Annotated in this window: 19 protein-coding genes; 4 read left to right on the top strand and 15 right to left on the bottom strand. The window is 69.0% G+C overall.

Annotated elements, in window-relative coordinates:
* Positions 1–15: 15 nt before the first annotated feature.
* Together ACZ50N_RS15435 and ACZ50N_RS15440 are read right to left on the bottom strand one after the other, a co-directional pair.
* On the bottom strand, positions 16–1,533 hold the full coding sequence (locus tag ACZ50N_RS15435; protein ID WP_464475655.1) for a GMC family oxidoreductase: 1,518 nt from the start codon (positions 1,531–1,533) through the stop codon (positions 16–18).
* 385 nt (positions 1,534–1,918) lie between these two features.
* A complete protein-coding gene (locus tag ACZ50N_RS15440; protein ID WP_464473217.1) occupies positions 1,919–2,071 on the bottom strand; it encodes a hypothetical protein in 153 nt (50 codons plus the stop codon).
* Between the two features lie 28 nt (positions 2,072–2,099).
* Between ACZ50N_RS15440 and ACZ50N_RS15445 the strand changes: the two genes are divergently transcribed.
* Positions 2,100–3,410: an amidohydrolase family protein gene (locus ACZ50N_RS15445; RefSeq protein WP_464473218.1), complete on the top strand. Its 1,311-nt coding sequence runs from the start codon at positions 2,100–2,102 to the stop codon at positions 3,408–3,410.
* Positions 3,411–3,435: 25 nt separating this feature from the next.
* Positions 3,436–4,392, top strand: a complete 957-nt coding sequence (locus ACZ50N_RS15450; RefSeq protein WP_464473219.1) for an amidohydrolase family protein — start codon at positions 3,436–3,438, stop codon at positions 4,390–4,392.
* On the opposite strand, the gene ACZ50N_RS15455 is transcribed toward ACZ50N_RS15450, so the two are convergent.
* Positions 4,379–5,434, bottom strand: coding sequence for an MBL fold metallo-hydrolase (locus tag ACZ50N_RS15455; RefSeq protein ID WP_464473220.1), 1,056 nt, complete (start codon positions 5,432–5,434; stop codon positions 4,379–4,381). The two genes, ACZ50N_RS15450 and ACZ50N_RS15455, sit on opposite strands and share 14 nt — an antisense overlap.
* A 120-nt stretch (positions 5,435–5,554) precedes the next feature.
* Here ACZ50N_RS15455 and ACZ50N_RS15460 point away from each other — a divergent pair, with 120 nt between their 5' ends.
* Positions 5,555–6,166, top strand: a complete 612-nt coding sequence (locus ACZ50N_RS15460; RefSeq protein ID WP_464473221.1) for a TetR/AcrR family transcriptional regulator — start codon at positions 5,555–5,557, stop codon at positions 6,164–6,166.
* Positions 6,166–6,897 (top strand): type 1 glutamine amidotransferase, encoded by a 732-nt coding sequence (locus ACZ50N_RS15465; RefSeq protein WP_464473222.1) that lies wholly within the window; start codon positions 6,166–6,168, stop codon positions 6,895–6,897. The genes ACZ50N_RS15460 and ACZ50N_RS15465 overlap by 1 nt, the downstream gene beginning before the upstream one ends.
* On the opposite strand, the gene ACZ50N_RS15470 is transcribed toward ACZ50N_RS15465, so the two are convergent.
* The 12 genes from ACZ50N_RS15470 to ftsW form a co-directional block, all read right to left on the bottom strand.
* Positions 6,867–8,228, bottom strand: coding sequence for a TIGR01777 family oxidoreductase (locus tag ACZ50N_RS15470; RefSeq protein WP_464473223.1), 1,362 nt, complete (start codon positions 8,226–8,228; stop codon positions 6,867–6,869). The genes ACZ50N_RS15465 and ACZ50N_RS15470 overlap by 31 nt on opposite strands.
* Before the next feature lie 111 nt (positions 8,229–8,339).
* Positions 8,340–8,660: a DUF308 domain-containing protein gene (locus tag ACZ50N_RS15475; protein WP_464473224.1), complete on the bottom strand. Its 321-nt coding sequence runs from the start codon at positions 8,658–8,660 to the stop codon at positions 8,340–8,342.
* An 11-nt stretch (positions 8,661–8,671) separates the two neighbouring features.
* Complete coding sequence (gene wag31, locus ACZ50N_RS15480) at positions 8,672–9,496, bottom strand: DivIVA-like cell division protein Wag31 (RefSeq protein WP_046363239.1); 825 nt, start codon at positions 9,494–9,496, stop codon at positions 8,672–8,674.
* A 167-nt stretch (positions 9,497–9,663) separates the two neighbouring features.
* Complete coding sequence (locus ACZ50N_RS15485) at positions 9,664–9,954, bottom strand: YggT family protein (RefSeq protein ID WP_046363238.1); 291 nt, start codon at positions 9,952–9,954, stop codon at positions 9,664–9,666.
* Between the two features lie 93 nt (positions 9,955–10,047).
* Positions 10,048–10,716, bottom strand: coding sequence for a cell division protein SepF (locus tag ACZ50N_RS15490; protein ID WP_464473225.1), 669 nt, complete (start codon positions 10,714–10,716; stop codon positions 10,048–10,050).
* On the bottom strand, positions 10,713–11,537 hold the full coding sequence (locus ACZ50N_RS15495) for a YggS family pyridoxal phosphate-dependent enzyme (RefSeq protein WP_464473226.1): 825 nt from the start codon (positions 11,535–11,537) through the stop codon (positions 10,713–10,715). Before ACZ50N_RS15495 ends, ACZ50N_RS15490 begins: the two co-directional genes overlap by 4 nt.
* Positions 11,534–12,247, bottom strand: coding sequence for a peptidoglycan editing factor PgeF (gene pgeF / locus ACZ50N_RS15500; protein ID WP_464473227.1), 714 nt, complete (start codon positions 12,245–12,247; stop codon positions 11,534–11,536). Before pgeF ends, ACZ50N_RS15495 begins: the two co-directional genes overlap by 4 nt.
* Before the next feature lie 19 nt (positions 12,248–12,266).
* Positions 12,267–13,433 carry a cell division protein FtsZ gene (gene ftsZ / locus ACZ50N_RS15505; protein WP_464473228.1) on the bottom strand — a complete coding sequence of 389 codons (1,167 nt, stop codon included), beginning with the start codon at positions 13,431–13,433 and terminating at the stop codon, positions 12,267–12,269.
* A 184-nt stretch (positions 13,434–13,617) separates the two neighbouring features.
* A complete protein-coding gene (locus tag ACZ50N_RS15510) occupies positions 13,618–14,481 on the bottom strand; it encodes a cell division protein FtsQ/DivIB (protein ID WP_464473229.1) in 864 nt (287 codons plus the stop codon).
* A complete protein-coding gene (gene murC, locus ACZ50N_RS15515) occupies positions 14,478–15,890 on the bottom strand; it encodes a UDP-N-acetylmuramate--L-alanine ligase (RefSeq protein ID WP_464473230.1) in 1,413 nt (470 codons plus the stop codon). Before murC ends, ACZ50N_RS15510 begins: the two co-directional genes overlap by 4 nt.
* On the bottom strand, positions 15,887–17,011 hold the full coding sequence (murG, locus tag ACZ50N_RS15520; RefSeq protein ID WP_464473231.1) for an undecaprenyldiphospho-muramoylpentapeptide beta-N-acetylglucosaminyltransferase: 1,125 nt from the start codon (positions 17,009–17,011) through the stop codon (positions 15,887–15,889). Before murG ends, murC begins: the two co-directional genes overlap by 4 nt.
* Entirely contained in the window at positions 17,008–18,537 is a 1,530-nt protein-coding gene (ftsW, locus tag ACZ50N_RS15525) for a putative lipid II flippase FtsW (protein WP_464473232.1), read from the bottom strand. Before ftsW ends, murG begins: the two co-directional genes overlap by 4 nt.

Genomic DNA, 18,537 nt, shown 5'->3' on the forward strand with positions numbered 1-18,537 from the left:
GCGAAGTATCGTATATCAGCCTTTGCCAGCCTCCGTGATCATCGCGGCCGCCTTCTCGGCGATCATCATGGTCGCGGCGTTGGTGTTGACGCCGACGATGCGCGGCATGATCGACGCGTCCGCGATGCGCAGCCCCTCGAGCCCGTGCACGGCGAGCTCGGGATCGACCACCGCCTCGGCGCCGGTGCCCATCGCGCAGCTGCCGACCGGATGGTAGTAGGTACCGGTGGCTCGAAACACATGGTCGCGCAGCTCTTTCCGATCGACGACGGCAGCGCCGGGGAGTATCTCGCCGGCATGCCAGTCACGAAACGGTGTCGTGGCAAGGATCTGACGCGCGACATCCAGGCCGTACAGCATCCTCTCGACGTCCGATTCCTCGGCGAGGTAGGCGGGGTCGATCAGCGGCGGGGTCTGCGGGTCCGGTCCCGCGAGCCGGATGGTCCCGCGGGAATCCGGCACCATCGTCACGGCCACGGTGAAGCTGTTGGCCGGCGCGGCCAGATGCGGTAGGTGGAATGGCACGTGAATGAACATCAGCTGCATGTCGGGGCCGTCGAGGGCCGGATCGCTACGGAAGGCCATCGAGGTCTCCGCGAGGTTGGTCCGCCCCGCGGGAATCGGTTGCGCGGCCTCGCACACCACGCCACACAGGGGGTGGTCGTGCAGGTTGCGCCCGACGCCGGGAAGATCGTGGTGAACCGGGATTCCGACCTCGGCCAGTTCAGCGGCCGGACCTACCCCCGAGAGCAGAAGCAATCGGGGCGAGTCCACCGCTCCGGCGCTCAGGATCACCTCCGCGCCCGCATGGGCGCGGTGCGTGCGGCCACCCTGCCGGTATTCGACACCGACGCAGCGGTGTCCCCGAAAGAGGAGTCGGTGCGTTCGCGCTCCCGTCGCCACCGTGAGGTTGTTCCGGGTTCGCGCCGGGTGCAGATACGCCAGCGCGGCACTCTGCCGTCGACCATCGGTGATCGACAGGTCATGCCAGCCAGCACCGTCGGACCGGGCACCGTTGAAATCTTCGGTCACCGGATGGCCGGCAGCGGCGGCGGCGTGGACGAAGACCTCCGACAGCGGGTTTGCCTCCGCCCGGGCGACCGGTGCCGGACGCAGCGGTCCGCCCCGCCCGCGATGATCCGGATCGCCCGCCGGAACGCTCTCCATCCGCATGAAGTACGGCAGCACCGATGCGTGATCCCAGCCCGTACACCCCTGCGCAGCCCAGTGGTCGAAGTCGCTCGGATGTCCGCGCAGATAGACCATTGCGTTGATGCTGCCGCTGCCACCGAGGGTGTGCCCGCGTGGCCATGCGTGACGCAGGCCGCCGCGCTGGGCGACGGTGTCGTAGGCGTAGTCGACGTCGCTGCCCCACAGGGTGGGCCACAGCGGCGGGGTCGCGATCTGCGGGTGGCTGTCCTCGCCACCGGACTCCAGCACCAGCACCCGCACACCCGAAACCTCGGACAGGCGCGCGGCGAGCACGCATCCTGCCGATCCCGCACCGACCACGATGTAGTCGTAGTTCTCCATCACGTGCCCTCACTTCATCTCGATGTCGTGCGATCGGTGGCGTTCCACCGGAGGGCACAACACTGACGAACCGCAATATATTGCACATTGGACATGGCAACTGCCCATCGACAAGTGATCGCCGAACGCCACTCGATGGTGACGATTCCCCTAGGGGCAAGGTCAACGCCGAGACGCGCGCGCTCTTGGCAGACCGGATTACAATTGGACGCTCAGCATAGGTTTGGTACGTTGGCGATGTCCGGCTGTGCAAAAGCACTGCCGGTGCGCGCTCCGACGAGTGGGTGAGTCTGTGGACGAAGAGGTGCCGAACGAGCAGCAAGCGCGGCCGGGGATGACGCGGCGCTCGATCTTGCGACGCTTCGGAATGGGGGTCGCCGGATTCTCAGCTCTCGGTGGTGCGGTCGCCGTGACGCAGTCGGCACGCGAGCAGCCGGTTCGACGCCCCCCCACCCATACCCATCGCGGCGCCGTTGCGAATCGACCATGTCACCGTGATCGACCCCCGGGACGGAAGTCGGCGGGAAGATGTGTCCATCCGGATACGCGACGGGAACATCGTTTCCGTGACCGCAAACGAACGTCCACCCGACTTCGACGAGTGGGCGATCGACGGGCGCGGCCGATTCGCCGTGCCCGGTTACAACAACATGCACACTCATGCGCTGCAGTCCGACGGACCCGATATGCCCCTCGCCATGATGCTCTCGGAGGGAACAACGGGCATGCGGCAGATGGCCGGCAGCCCCGATTTGCTCGTGGCCCGAGCGCAGTCGCGGCTCGGTGTGCCGCTGCACGCGCCCACGCTGCTCGAGATGCCCGGATCACCGCTGATGCCGTTCACCGCACGCAGTGTGACCGACGTCCACCGCCTGATCGCGGATCAGAAGCATCAGGGAGCGGACTTCATCAAGGTGATCGACCTCGATCGCGAGGTGTTCTTCGCCGCGGTCGATGCCGCACACGACAACACATTGCGGATCGCGGGCCACCTTCCTCCGTCCGTCACTCTGGAAGAGGCGGCCGACGCAGGCATGGACTGCATTGAGCACCTGGGTGCCGGCGGTCGGGTGTGGTTCGAAACATCCACCGACGGTGCAGCTTTGCGTACCGAGGCGCTGAATTCCGATTCGAGCCCGACTGCCGGATGGCTCGGTCACCTTCCGTTCGCCGAGCAGCTCTTCTCGACCACGTTCGTCCAGACGCGCGTCAAGAAGATGCTTCTGAACCCAGTGCTCTCCGACTCAACAGAGGCCGTCTCACGGCTGCGGCGGGCGATCGACACCTTCGACGACGATGCCGCCCATCGCCTCGTCGAGACGTTCGCTCGGCAGAATACCTGGCACACGCCGACTCTCGTGCGTCTGCGCACGCAGTACCGCGCCGATGACCCTGCCTACGCCACACATCCCTGGGTGTCGCTCCTGCGCGAGAACGACCGCCGCGACTACGACGACACACGACAGCGATTCCTCGACCTGCCGGACGCGACCAGAGCGACCTACCACGACTGCTACGACATGTCGCTGCGACTGGTGGGGATGATGCACGCCGCCGGAGTCACGCTCATGACAGGCACCGACGGCACCGGTGCGACACCGGGGCAGGACCTGGCGTCGGAATTCCGCGAACTGGCGGCGGCAGGACTCGGACCGCTCGAGGTCCTGCGCTCGGCGACGACCGTTCCCGCGTCCTACCTCGGTCGGACGGGGACAATGGGAGCCGTGGACACCGGGATGTCGGCGAACGTCGTTCTGCTGGACGCAGACCCACTCACATCGGTCGAGCACCTGACGCGTGTCGCCGCGGTGGTCCGAGACGGCCATTTCATCGCCGGGGACGAGATTCGATCGGTGATCGATCAGCTCGCACAATGAGTGCCGCCCTCGGAAAGGTGTCGTGATGTCAGGCTGGCTGGACGTTCATGCGCATTACGTGACGACGAGGTACCGCGGCGAATGTGTTGCCGCCGGGCATGTTCGCCCGGACGGGATGCCGGGGCTGCCCGGCTGGAGCGTGGACGCGGCGCTCGACGTGATGAGCCGCACCGGCGTCAGGGCCGCGGTGTTGTCGGTGTCCTCACCGGGCGTTCACTTCGGCGATGACGCGCTGGGGGCGAACGCCGCAGCCCGCGCCCTCGCCGCCCATGTCAATGATTTCGGTGCACAGCTGGTTTCCGACCGGCCCGCGACGTTCGGGTTCGCGGCAGCCCTTCCGCTCACCGATGTGGACGGAGCCCTGGCCGAATTGGCCCGTGCTGGCGACGATCTCGGTGCCGATGCCGTCGCACTGCTGACTAACTATCACGGCAGGTACCTCACGGATCAGGCATTCGCCCCGGTTCTGGAGGAACTGGACGCGCGCGCCGCCGTTGTTCTGTTGCATCCGACGTCTCCACCGGACTGGCAGGCGACCGCATTCGGACGGCCTCGACCGATGGTGGAGTTTCTCTTCGACACCACCCGATGCGTCCTCGATCTCATCCTCACCGGAACGCTGACCCGGCATCCGTCGATCCGCTGGATAGTGCCGCACGCCGGGGCGGTGCTGCCCGTCGTCGCGCACCGGGTCGCAGCGATCTCGGCGGCTACCGGCCCGATGGTAGATGTGCCCGGGGCGCTTGCCACGCTCTACTACGACGTCGCCGGCCTCCCGCTACCAGTCGCCCTCGACGCGCTCGTGAAGGTCGTCTCGTCCGATCATCTCCTCTACGGCAGCGACTTTCCGTTCACCCCCGCACCCGCGGTGGCCGCGCTGGCGCATGCGCTCGACGGCGATCCGGCAGCTAGGACGGCCGACTTCACCCTCGCACCCGGTTCAGCAGGTGCATCCCTGTTCCCCAGACTCACACGAGGATGACCAAGCCGTCGGTCCCCACCGTGAGCCTGCCCCCGTAGTACTCGCTCATCCCCTTGCTGAAGACGTGTCGCTTGATCGCAGTGTCGGGATACGGGGTGAGGTGGGTGAGCGCGAGATGCTTGACTCCTGCCTGCTCAGCTTGTTTCGCCAAAGCGATCGTGTCGGCGTGGTAGGCGATGGTTCGTTCGGCGATCTCAGCGTCGTGCTGCATGCCCGCCTCACGCATGATCGGGATCGCGCGACGCACCAGATGAGATGCGTATGCCTCGTGCACCACGAGATCGGCGTCCTGCATCGCCGGCAGGTTCGATGGGCTCACCTCGGTGTCACCGCTGATGAACACTTTCTTGCCGTGACTTCGGATGATGTAACCGAATGCGGGCTCGACCGGATCGTGGACGACGCGGTACGCATCCACGGTGACACCGCCGGCGTCGTAGACCCGCACCGACGGCGCCTGCAGCGGAATGACGATGTCCACCGGATCAGCCCGCGCTGCAGCTCTTTTCGAATCGAGTTCCGGCATGTTCGCCATCCGGAACCCGTTGTCGATCGCGTAGGCGTCGTTGAGCGCCCCGACGACCGCCGCGGTGCCGGTGGGGCCTGCGACATCAAGAGGTTGCGATCGCCCCCAGATCCACCCCTGATTGATCAACGCGCCGAGCCCGTTGAAATGGTCGGAGTGCAGATGCGTGAGGAACACCCGCTCGATGTCGTCGAGGGCGACACCGCAGTCCGATAGGGACTTCGAGGCACCTTCCCCGGCATCGAAGACGAACAACTTTCCACCGACCGACACCATGGTGCAGGCCTGCGCTCGGGCAGCACTGGGCTCAGGAGAACCCGTCCCGCACAACAGAACCTGGAACTGCGCGGGATCGTTGACGAACGAGTGGTCGGAGACGTGGGCCAACCGATGACGGATGGCGCGGTCGATCAACCAGTCCTGGTTGAGATATCCGACCACTCCGACCACCACGATCGTTGCGCCGAGCACCACCCCGCCGGCCAGCGCACGAGCCCTCCATGACGTCACCGGCATGCTGTCACTCCCTCGCCACTCGCACCAGAGAACTAGTACATCCATCATAACATTGGACGTTCGGCACAGGACGACAGTCCGATCACCGGATTTGCGCCCGCACTCCGCTAGGGTTGCCCTATGAGCCGTCAAGCCGAGATCAGCGCCGAGAGCCGCGCCCGGTTGTTGACGGCTGCTTGGGAACTGCTCGCCGAAGGCGGCACCAGGGCAATGACGGTGCAAGCGGTGTCCGAACGCGCCGGCATCAGCCGTGGCTCCATCAGCTGGCACTTCGGCTCCAAGGAGGGGTTGATCGTCGCCGTGGTCACGAGCGCCTTCGATGTACTCGCGGAGAACATCGGCGCTGCTTTCGATTCGGCAGATGTGCCCGGTTGGGATGCGGTGCTGAGCGCGCAGTCGGTGGTACTCAGCGATGAGCGGTTCCGCATCTTCGGAACGCTCGCGCTGGAGACCGTCGCCGACCACGGGCCCGTGGCGGTGGCCTTCGCAGGGGGTCACCGCAGAATCCGGGACCTCTATGCCGCCTACATCACCGACCACGGTCTGGTGGCCGACGGAACCGACCCCGCCGACGCCGCCACTGCGTTGCGTGCGCTGACACTGGGCCTCAACATCCACCGCCGCTTCGACGGTGAAACCACCACGTTGCGAGACGCATTCGAGGCACTTCGCTCCGTCAGGGTCTCGCCAACCCCCGTCAAACGTCGCGCACGGACCCAGCGCAGCAGATAATGACCGGCGTGGCACCCAAGGTTCTGTTTCTGCGCAACGAGCACATGGCCACCGAGGCACTCCTCGGTGAGGCGTTCACCGACAGCGGCTTCGACGTCGAGCACTTCCAGGTGGTGCCCCCTGACCAGGTGGACTCCCCCGCCGTCGAGGTCGCCTTCCCCGACCCGACCGCATACGACGTGATCGTGCCGCTCGGCGCCCGGTGGCCGGTCTACGACCCGGCACTGCGCGAGACCTGGGTGGGGGCCGAGATGGCGCTACTGCGCGATGCCGCCGACGCCGGGGTTGCGCTGCTCGGCGTGTGCTTCGGCGGTCAGCTGCTGGCACAGACCTTCGGCGGCTCGGTGGCGCGCTCCCCGCGGCCGGAGATCGGCTGGTACGACGTCCTCAGCGATCGCCCCGACATCGTGCCCGGCGGGCCGTGGTTCCAGTGGCATTTCGACCGCTGGACGCTGCCACCCGGCGCCACCGAACTGGCCCGAACGCCGAATGCCTCGCAGGCGTTCGTCCTCGGCCGTGCACTCGGCCTGCAGTTCCACCCCGAGATCGACACCGATCTGCTGCGGGGATGGCTGGCTGACGACCGCGACGGTGATGTCGCGGCCGCCGGCCTCGATCACGACCAACTACTGGCGCGCACAACCGATCTCGCCGGTGACGTCGCCCCACGAATCCGGGCGTTGGTGTCCGGGTTCGTCACTCACGTAGTGGGGACATCGCGCCCCAGCTGATGGGCCAGCGCCTCGGCGACGTGGGTGTGCCGGAACGGATGCCCTGCGGCGAGCAGCTTCGTCGGCAGTACCCGCTGGTTCGCCTCGGCGAGTTCGCGGGCGCCCTGTGCCCCGAGCAGGACGCGGGGCCCGATACTCGGCACCGGCAGCAGCGCGGGCCGATGCAGCACGCGCGCAAGCTCTTTCGTGTACTCGGTGTTGCGCACCGGCTCCGGCGCCACCGCGTTGACGGGTCCTTGGAGCTCGGGGTCGTACAGAGCCCGGTGGTAGACGTCGACGAGGTCGTCCAACCCGATCCACGACAGCCACTGCTTCCCGTCACCGAGTCGCCCGCCCAGGCCCGCCGCGAACAGCGGCCGCAGCAGCTTCAGCGTCCCGCCCGCCGCGGCCTGCACGATCCCCGTGCGCACGAGCACGACACGCAGCCCGGCATCGGCGGCAGGCGCAGTCGCAGCCTCCCAGTCGGTGACCACCTCGGCCAGGAAACCGTCGCCGCGTGACGCGTCCTCGGTCAGCGTGACATCGCCCCGGTCGTAGCCGTAGTAGCCGATGGCCGACGCGCAGATGAACGTCGACGGGCCGCCCTCGGTCGTGGCAGCCGCTTCGGCCAGCCGGCGAGTCGGCTCGATTCGGCTGTCGCGGATGGCCTTTCGGTGCGAGTCGGTGAAGCGGCCGGCGATCGATTCACCGGCGAGATGGATGACCGCATCGACGCCCCGCAGCAGATCCGCGGCGGGGGCGTCCGGATCCCACTGGCGTTCGTCGGCGTTCTGGGCGGGCCGCCGCACCAGCCGGATCACCCGATGCCCGCCGGTCGTGAGGAAGGCGCACAGAGCCGCGCCGACCAGTCCCGACGCGCCGGTGACGGCAACCGTGAGCGGCTGTACGCCGGCCACCTCCGCGCGCTGGTGCGCCGCGAGATCGCCGATCAGCTGCCGATGCCGGTAGGCGAACATCGGACGCAGAAATGCTGCAGGCACCGCCGCCTCGACGCGGTCGTGGATGCGCGTGCCGGAACCATCCTGCTCGAACGTGTGGGTGTGCCGCCACGGCCCGGCCAGACGCGGCGGCCAGGACGTCACGCCGTCGGAGGAGAGCTCATCGACGAAGCGGTGACCGTCGACGTACGCGTCGGGTTGATGGCGGGCCACCCAGCGCAGACCGCCCGGCAGACCCAGCACCGCCACGCCGTCGGCCAGGGACTGCGCTTCGGAGACCACGGTCATCGGCTGCCACGGCGGAACGAGGCGACGCATCGCACCCGGTCGCGCATGCCACTGCCACACGTCACGCAGCGGATGCTCCACCACGCTCTCGTAGTCGATGCCCATGACCCTCCCTGCCTCGTCGTCGATCAGTGATTCGGCGCCGTGGCGGGTCCGGATTGCCCCGCTCGGTCACCCATGATCAGCGCGGCGAGGAGTGCTGTAGGACAACGCGATTCAGCTCTTGGCCGGACCCTCGTCGGAGCGCTCGGCGGCTGGGACGGATTCCTCGTCGGGGAGGTCGTCGGCCCCGGACGCGACAGGCGACTCGTCGGGATAGTCCTCGACATCCTCCTGCGCGGAATCCTCGTCGAGCTGATCGGCCTCCTCCTCGGCGGAGCCCTTCGACCGATCCCGCAGCGCATCGACGATCAGGAGGATCACCCCGATCAGGCTGGCCGCGATGCAGACCCAGGCGATCAGCGCATTGCTGGTGACCACCGCGAGCACCAGGGCTGCGAGGCCGATGACGGCGAGGACGAGCGCAACGATGAGCATGAGATGCGAGGTTAGTTGTTACCCCGGTTGAACTGGTTGAATCCGCCGTCGCTATTAGCGCCCGAGTCGACCGGTGCTGCCGAACCGCGCTGCCCGAGCTCCTCGAGCTGCGATTCCAGGTACGTCTTCAGGCGGGTGCGGTACTCGCGTTCGAACGTCCGGAGCTGCTCCAACCGGCCTTCGAGCACGGTGCGCTGCTGGTTGATCGTGCCCATGATCTCGGAGTGCTTGCGCTCGGCGTCCGCCTGCAGGGCGTCGGCCTTCTCCTGCGCCTGACGCAGCTGCGCCTCCGAGCGGCTCTGCGCATCGGCGAGCATCGCGTCGGCACGCTGACGCGCCTCGGTGACCGTGGTCTCCGCGGTCTGCCTCGCCTCGGCGACCATCGCGTCCGCCTGCGAGCGCGCATCGGAGAGCATCTTCTCGGACTCGGCCTTCGCGCCGTCGGTCAGGCGATCCGCGGTGTCCTGTGCCAGGCTGAGGATCTTCGCCGCCCGCAGGTGCTGATCCTCGGAGGCAGGCGCGGCCTGCTGCGGGGCGGGCGCCTCGTACACGGCCTGCGGAGCCGGCTCGGGCTCGGGTTCGGGCTCCGGCTCGTACACCGGCAGCGTCTGAGTCGGCTGGGCGGCGGCCGCAGCCCCACCCGAGCGCGAAGACGACAGCTCGGAGTCGAGCTCGGCGACCCGTTGCCGCAGGTCGGCGTTCTCTTCGATCAGGCGGGACAGCTCGTTCTCGACGAGATCGAGGAACGCGTCGACCTCGTCCTCGTTGTAGCCGCGCTTGCCGATGGGTGGCTTGCTGAAGGCAACATTGTGCACGTCGGCAGGAGTGAGCGGCATCGTCTGCCCCCTTGAGTCTGGATCGTCAGAACGATCTCACAGTGTAAAGCCTGGCTTGAAGGTAACTGGCGTCCATCCTGTCACACCAGACCCTGCGGTTGCAGTCGAGGGCGATAAATACATCGAATCTCCACCTTCACCTGCGGCGACCAGGCCTGCGGCGGACCTCAGACCGCCGCGCCGAATGCCAGCTGCATGCCGACGAACGCCACCAGCAGCAGCACCATGATGGACAGGTCGAAGCGCACCGCCCCGATCGTCAGTTGCGGGATGATGCGGCGCAACAACCTCACCGGCGGGTCCGTCAACGTCATGATCACTTCGAGCACCACCACGGTCGCCCCGCGGGGATGCCAGTCCCGGCTGAACGAGCGGATGAACTCGACCACGACCCGGGCGATCAGCAGCAGCCAGAACACGAACAGCGCGAAACCCAGGATCTCGAAGAAGAGCCCCAACGGAAGGTGACCTCACTAGGCAGATGTGACGGAAAGAGCCGGTCTGCAGTCGCAGATGACGAGAGCGAACCGGCGCCGCCAGCCTACCCGCGCCTACTGGTAGGCGTAGAACCCCGCCTCGGCGATCCGGCGACGCTGCTCGGCGGTGACATCCACGTCGGCCGGGGACAGCAGGAAGACCTTGGTGGCCACCTTGTCGAAGGAACCGCGCAGAGCGAACGCGAGGCCGGCGGCGAAGTCGACCAGCCGCTTGGCGTCGGCGTTGTCCATCGAGACCAGGTCCATGATCACCGGGGTGCCGTCGCGGAACCGCTCACCGATCGTGCGGGCCTCGCTGTAGTCCTTGGGACGCAGCGTGGTGATCTTCGCCAGCGGGCTTCCCGCCTCGAACAACTCGGCCATACCGCGCGGGTCCATTGCCAGCGCGCCACGGGTCGAACCCCGCGTCGCACCGAAACGCGGTGGGGTGCGGTCGAACTCGCGGGGCGAGCGCATCCGGGGCTCGAACCGGCCGTCGTCGAAGCCGCCGGGCAAACCGCCGGGCATGCCACCGCGGTAGGCCGCCGGCTCGTCGTACTCGCGGCGCCGACCCTCGGGCAGGTCGTCGTAGCCGCGCGAGTAGCCCTCGTCCTCGAATCGGTCTTCGCGGGGGCGACGGTAGCTGCGGGCGGGACCGCGCTCGTCGTCCTCGTAGTAGTCGTCCTCGTAATCGTCCATCGGGGCCATACCGAAGTAGGCCTTGACCTTGTGCAGTGTGCTCATTGTGAGGACCCCTCGTGCGGTGATGACCTGTGGCCGGGCTTTGTTGTCTGTGATGAAGGTGTGACTCGTGTGACTTCTGGTGGTGACGTTAGCGGTCGGGCGCCCATGAGCGCGGTACCGACACGCACACACGTAGATCCGTGTCGCACGGCGGCTTCGAGGTCGCCGGACATGCCCGCCGACAGCTCGAGCTGCCGCCCGCACCACTGCTGCACCCGCTCGCGCTCCTGCGCCAGCCGCGCGAAGGCGGCGTCGGCGTCGGCGTCGACCGGCGGAATCGCCATCAGGCCCACCAGCGTCAGCGCCGGCGCGTCCTCGACGGCCGCGCAGAGTGCATCGAGCCGCTCCGACGCGTCGACGTCGACACCGCCCCGACTCTCGTCGCCGTCGAGGCTGACCTGCACGAACACCTTCAGCGGCGCGTTGCGCGCCGCGTTGTCGAGCGACTCCTGCGCCGAGCGGGCCAGTGCGGCAACCACTTTGGGGCTGTCCACGGAGTGCGCCGTGTGAGCCCAGGTGCCGATCGAGCGGGCCTTGTTGCGCTGGATGCGGCCGATCATGTGCCAGCGGATGTCCCCCGCGAGTTCCGACAGCTCGGCCAGCTCGGCGATCTTGGCGGTGGCCTCCTGATCGCGTGACTCGCCGAAGGACCGGCAGCCCAGGCGATAGAGCGTGGCGATGTCGGAGGCCGGGAAGAACTTGGTCACCGGCAGCAGTTCGATCTCATCGGATCGACGGCCCGCCGCCTCCGCGGCACGGGTGAGTCTGTCTCGCAGCTGCGCGAGGTTGTCATGGAGCTGCTGCTCGCGGTCGACGGTCACGGCGCCGGCTCCAGCCAGATCAGCGACGCCAACCGACCCGTCGGCGCGCCGCGGCGATGGCTGAACAGATTCGGATCGGCATACGTGCAGCGCGGGTCGACGTCGATCGCGGTGACCCCGAGCGAGCGCAGCTGCCGGGCGATGCCCGCCCGCAGGTCCAGGCCCGACGTACCGCGGGGGGTTCGGGTGCGGCTGCCGGGCAGCAGCCGTTCCACCTCGTCGGCCATCTGCTCGGGCACCTCGTAATTCGGCCCGCTCACGGCAGGCCCCAGCAGCACCGAGATGTCAGGGACCTGTGCGCCCGCATCGACCATGACCTGCACGGCGCGCGGCACGATGCCGCCCGCAGCACCGACCCGCCCCGCGTGCACGGCCCCGATCACCCCGTGCCGGGCATCGGCCATCAGCACCGGGACACAGTCGGCGGTCACCACCGCCAGGCCGAGCGACGGCGTCGTCGTCACCAGCCCGTCGGTGTCGTCGACGATGTCGCCACCGTGATCCACCACGGCCACCCGAGTGCTGTGCGTCTGGTTCATCCACACCACGCCGTCGGTGCCCAGTCCGGTGGCGGTGGCCAACCGGCGGCGGTTCGCCGCCACCGCAGCGGGATCGTCGCCGACGTGGTCACCCAGGTTGAACGTGGCATAGGGCGGTTTGGACACCCCACCGGCTCGCGTGGTGGTGACACGACGCACACGGAACATCACGTGCGAAACGTACGTCGGGTCAGTGACGCATGAACGGCGGCACGTCGACATCGTCGTCGGAGATGCCGTCATCGCCGCCGCCGATGCGCACCGTCGCGCCGTTGGTGTGCGCCGCGGGGACACTCGCCGGATCGGCCGTGTCGAACAGCGACGAACCGACGCGGCCCGCCTTGCCCGGTGCGATCGGCTGGGCCGCTGCCGCGGCGGCCGTCTCACCGGTGACGGGCTTGCGGCCCGGGCCGGCGGCGTCGAAGCCCGCGGCGATGACCGTGACACGCACCTCGTCGCCCAGCGAGTCGTCGATGACCGTGCCGAAGATGATGTTCGCGTCGGGGTGGGCGGCTTCCTGCACGAGCGAGGCCGCTTCGTTGATCTCGAAGAGGCCCAGATCGCTGCCACCGGCAACCGACAGCAGCACGCCCTGGGCGCCTTCCATCGATGCCTCGAGGAGCGGGGAGTTGATCGCGATCTCCGCGGCCTTGAGCGCGCGGCCGTCACCGCGAGCCGAACCGATGCCCATCAGGGCCGTGCCCGCGGAGCTCATCACACCCTTGACGTCGGCGAAGTCGACGTTGATCAGACCGGGGGTGGTGATCAGGTCGGTGATGCCCTGCACACCGTTGAGCAGCACCTCATCGGCGCTGCGGAACGCATCCATCAGCGAGACCGCAGCGTCGCCCATCTGCAGCAGCCGGTCGTTGGGGATCACGATGAGCGTGTCGCAGCTCTCCCGCAGCGACTGGATGCCGTCGGCTGCCTGGTTGCTGCGCCGCTTGCCCTCGAAGGAGAAGGGACGGGTCACCACACCGACGGTCAGCGCGCCGAGCTTGCGGGCGATCGAGGCGACCACGGGCGCGCCGCCGGTGCCGGTACCGCCGCCCTCACCCGCGGTGACGAACACCATGTCGGCGCCGCGCAGCAGCTCCTCGATGTCGTCCTTGGCGTCCTCGGCGGCCTTGCGGCCGACCTCGGGGTCCGCCCCCGCGCCGAGTCCGCGCGTCGAATCGCGCCCGACGTCGAGTTTCACGTCGGCATCGCTCATCAACAGCGCTTGCGCGTCGGTGTTGATCGCAATGAACTCGACGCCCTTGAGACCCTGCTCGATCATCCGGTTGACGGCGTTGACGCCGCCACCACCGATGCCGACCACCTTGATCACAGCGAGGTAGTTATGCGGGGGGGTCATCGCATCGCCCTTTCCTGCCCTTGTCGTCTGTCCTGACACGGATAACCGCTGCGACAAACCCTCAATCTCAACTAGAGGCTTAGAGTTATGTCAAGTTGTTCCGTACATGCAGAACGGTAGGGCCGGGTCACGCACATGCCGAGCAGGCGCGCCGCGTGTCGGAAACGAATTTTCGCCGCCGGCGTCACTTGACCGTGGGCAGGTCCGGCGACGACACGTCGTAGGTCTTGCCGGGCTGGGTGAGCAGCGCCCCGAGTTTGAGGGCCTTCTCCTCGGTGCGGTCGGTGGTCCCCCACACCACGGTGCGCCCGTCGATCAGCGTCAGCGTGATCGCGGCGACCGACGGTGCCGACACCCGGCCGACCTGGGCGGCCACCTCCGGACGCAACGACGTCACCACCTCGAGCGCTGCCTTGGTGGCCGGATCGTCGGGCCCGGGGTTCTCGACGTCGAGATACGGGATGCCCGGCGGGGGCGGACCCGTCGCGAAGTCCACGCCGTCCCTGTCGAACAGGTGCACCCCGTCGGGATAGTCACGGACGACCACCGGCACGCGCTCGACCACGGTGATCCGCAGCGTCGACGGATACTCCCGCTGCACCCGGACGCTGGCGACCCGGCGGATCTCGGCGACCTTCTCGGCCACCGCGTCGGTGTCGACCTGCAGCAGCGGCCTGCCCGGCGGCACCCCGGCCGCCGCGACGACCTCGTCCTGGGTCACCGCGCCCAACCCGACGACGACGATGTCGCGCGCCGACATGATGGGCGTGAAGTACAGCAACAGGCCGATGCCGACGACCACCACCGCGACGCCGGCGCTCCACAGCAGCAGCTTGAGCCCGCGGACGGTGCCGCGGCCCAACGTGGTGGTCTCGGCCGGCGACGCGGTGAGCGTGCGCCGTTTCGCCTCGCGGCGGGCCTCCTCGATGGCCGTGGCCCGCGCCTGCGCCGCGCGACGCTCCTCGCGCTCACGGCGGGCGCGCCGGCGCGGTCCCTCGACGTCGGCGGGTTCGGGCGTGGCGGGTTCGTCGTCGGTCGGCTCGGTCATCGCAGTTCGGCCAGGATCTCGTTACCCAGCAGCGTCACGTCACCCGCGCCCATGGTGACGACGACGTCGCCGGGCCGGGCGGCCGCAGCCACCGCCGCTGCGACGGTGGAGAAGTCGGGCAGGTAGTGCACCGGCACGGTGACGTGCTCGGCGATCGTCGCGCCGCTGATCCCGGCCAGGGGTTGCTCCCTGGCGGCGTACACGTCGAGCACGAACACCTCGTCGGCGAGGCTCAGCGCCTCACCGAACTCGCGTGCGAAAGTGGCTGTACGCGAATACAAGTGGGGCTGGAACACCACCACCGAGCGGCCGCCGGCCTCGTCCACCAGCGCACGCACCGCGGTGAGCGCCGCCGTCACCTTGGTCGGGTGGTGGGCGTAGTCGTCGAAGACGCGCACCCCGGCCGCGGTGCCCACGAGCTCGAAACGCCGCCGCACACCTTCGAATTCGGCGAGTGCATCGAGAACCTGGTCGGGGTCGGCACCCACGTGCGTGGCGGCCAGCAGGGCGGCCAGCGCGTTGAGGGCCATGTGCCTGCCCGGTACGGACAGCCGCATGGTCCGCGGCCCGCTCTCCCCCGCCAGCGCCACCGTGGCCACCGCGCCCGTGCCGCGCTGCTGCCACTCCAGCAGTGCCCCGGCCAGGTCGTCGGTAGTTCCCGAGCCGTAGCGCAGCACCCGAATGCCCAGCGCCTCAGTGCGTTCGGCGAACGCCGCGGCACCGTGATCATCGGTGCAGACCACCACCGCCCCGCCGGGGCGTAACCGTTCGGCGAACGCGTCGAAGACCGCGACGTAGGCCTCTTCGGACCCGAAGAAGTCCAGGTGGTCTGCCTCGATGTTGGTGACCACGGCGATATCGGGCCGATACTGCACCAGCGAGCCGTCGCTCTCGTCGGCCTCGGCGACGAAATAGGCGCCGCTGCCGTGGTGGGCGTTGGTGCCGGGCTCGCCGAGGTCGCCGCCGACGGCGAACGACGGATCGAATCCGCAGTGCTGCAACGCCACGATGAGCATCGACGTCGTCGTCGTCTTCCCGGCGGTACCGGTCACCATCAGCGTCGTGTCCCCGGCCATCAGCTCGGCCAGCACGGCGGGGCGCAGGATGATCGGAATCCCGCGCCTGCGGGCCTCGACCAGCTCCGGGTTGGTCTTCGGAATCGCGGCGTGCGTGGTGACCACCGCGGTCGGGCCGCCCGGCAGCATGTCCAGGGCCGACGCGTCGTGCCCGATGCGCACCTGGGCGCCGCGCGCTTTCAACGCCACCACCGCGCGCGACTCCTTGGCGTCCGACCCGGACACCAGGCCGCCGCGGTCCAGCAGAATCCGTGCGATGCCCGACATGCCGGCCCCACCGATGCCCACCATGTGCACCCGCGCCAGCTCGGCGGGCAGCTGCTCGGAGCTCATCGCCGTGCCCGCCCGAGCCCTGCCGAGGCCACCTCGAGTGCGACCTCGGCGACCCTCCGCGCTGCGTCCGGGTGACCCGCCAGTTTCGCCGCCGCCGTCATCGCGGCCAGCCGGGTCCGGTCGGTGAGCAGGCCGGCCACCGTCGTGGCGACCAGATCCGGGGTGAGCTCGCGGTCCTCGACCAGCAGTCCGCCACCGGCGGTCACCACGGGCAGCGCGTTGAGCCGCTGCTCCCCGTTGCCGATCGGCAGCGGAACGTACACGGCAGGCAGGCCGACCGCGCTGACCTCGGCGACCGTCATCGCCCCCGAGCGGCAGATCGCCAGGTCGGCGGCCGCATACGCCAGATCCATCCGGTCGAGGTACGGCACCGCGACATACGGCGGAGCCCCGGGCGCCGGGGCCGGTAGTTCGAGCGTGTTCTTCGGTCCGTGCGCGTGCAGCACCGCAATCCCCTGGTGGGCAAGAGCTTCCGCAGCCCCGGCCACCGCGCGGTTCAACGACTGGGCGCCCTGCGAGCCCCCGAAGACCAGCAGCACCGTGTCGTCGTCGGAGAAGCCGAAGAACGCGCGCGCCTGCGCACGCACGGCCGCGCGATCCAGCGAGGTGATGGTGTCGCGGACCGGCACCCCGACGACCTCGACGGGGCCCAGCCCCGGGTCGGGCACCGCGGCGAGGACACGGGCCGCCGAGCGGACGCCGACCCTGTTGGCCCAGCCCGCGCTCGCGTTGGCCTCGTGCACGACGACCGGGATACGCCGTCCCGGACGCACGCTGCGCGCCGCGAGATAGGCCGGGACGGCGACGTAGCCGCCGAAGCCGACGACGACATCGGCCGCGACGTCGTCGAAGATCGCCCGGGTCTGCCGGACCGCCTGGCGCACGCGCAACGGCAGCCGCGCCAGATCGGGCGACGGCTTGCGGGGCAGCGGCACCGGGGTGATCAGCTCGAGCCGGTAGCCACGCTCAGGGACCAGCCGGGTCTCCAGGCCGCGTGCCGTACCCAACGCGGTGATCCGGACGTTCGGGTCGAGCGCGGTGAGCGCATCGGCGACGGCCATCGCGGGTTCGACGTGACCGGCCGTGCCTCCACCGGCGAGAACGACCGAGATACCGCTCACCCGTGACGTTGACCTTCCAGTGTGCGGGCCCGTCGGCCCTGATTGCGCTGGCCAGCACCATATCCGACGGGTGGGGTGGCCGAGCGCACCGGGCGCTTGCCCGAACGCGACCGCGCGGGCTTGGCTTTGGTGTCGACCGTGGCGGCCCGGTTCGAGCGGGTCTTCAGCCGGTCACGCACCGCCTCCGCGCGGGTCGGCACGTACGGGGCGGGCAGCGGGAGGCGCAGCAGCCGGTTCACTCGGTTGTCGCGGCCGGCGCGCAGCGCGGCGACCGCCTGCGGTTCGTGACGCGCGGCGTTGGCCATGATCCCGATCATCAGCAGCGTGGTGGCCGTCGAGGTACCGCCGGCGGAGATCAACGGCAGCTGCAACCCGGTGACCGGGAGCAGGCCGACGACGTAGCCGACGTTGATGAAGACCTGCGAGAGCACCCACAGCGTGGCGGTCGCGGTGAGCAGCCGCAGGAAGGGATCGGCGGACCGCCGGGCGATGCGCATGCCGGTGTAGGCGAAGAGCCCGAACAGGCACAGCAGCCCGGCAGCCCCGATGAACCCGAGTTCCTCGCCGACGATCGCGAAGATGAAGTCGTTGTGGGCATTGGGCAGGTAGTTCCACTTGGCCGTGCCCTGACCCAGACCGTCACCGAAGACACCGCCGTTGGCGAGCGCGAACCGGGCCTGCCGGGACTGGTACCCCATGCCCTGCGCGTCGGCGCCCGGGTTGAGCCAGGCCTGCACGCGCGCCGACCGGTAGCCGACCGAGACCGACAGGATCGCACCCGAGACCACCACCGCGCCCAGCGAGGTGAGGAACACGCGCAGCGGAAGACCGGCGTACCAGAGCAGACCGAGCAGGATGACGCCCATCGACACCGTCTGCCCGAGGTCGGGCTGGGCCACCACCAGGGCGAGCGCGATCACCGCGGCCGGCACCAGGGGCACCAGCATCTCTTTCAGCGAGGCCTGCTCCATGCGGCGCGCCGCCAGCAGGTGCGCGCCCCACACCGCCATCGCGATCTTGGCCAGTTCCGACGGCTGCATGGAGAACCCGGCGATCACGAACCAGCCGCGCGAACCGTTGGCCTCCTTGCCGATCCCGGGGATGAGGACCAGCACCAGCAGCACGATCGTGAACGCGAAGCTGCTGAACGCGAAGCGGCGCATGAGCGCGACCGGCGTACGCATCGCGATGTAGAACGCGAGCAGGCCGATCGACGTCCACAGCACCTGCTTGCCGAAGACCGCCCACGGCGAGCCGTCCATGTCGTAGGAGTAGACGCCGGACGCCGACAGCACCATCGTCAGGCCCATCGTCAGGAGCAGCGCGGTGACGGCGATGATCAGGTGGAACGACGTCATCGGTCGGTCGAGCCAGGCCCCGACACGGGTGCGCGGGGCGGTCGCGGCGCCGCCGGAGTCATGTGAGGACGACTTCGACGACGAGGTCAGGGCCGGCAGCGCGGCCCCGGCGTCATCGGCCGCGGGGTTGGCGCGCCGGTGGCGCAGCCGGGCGAGGATCGTGCTCAT

The sequence above is a fragment of the Mycolicibacterium obuense genome (assembly GCF_055397605.1).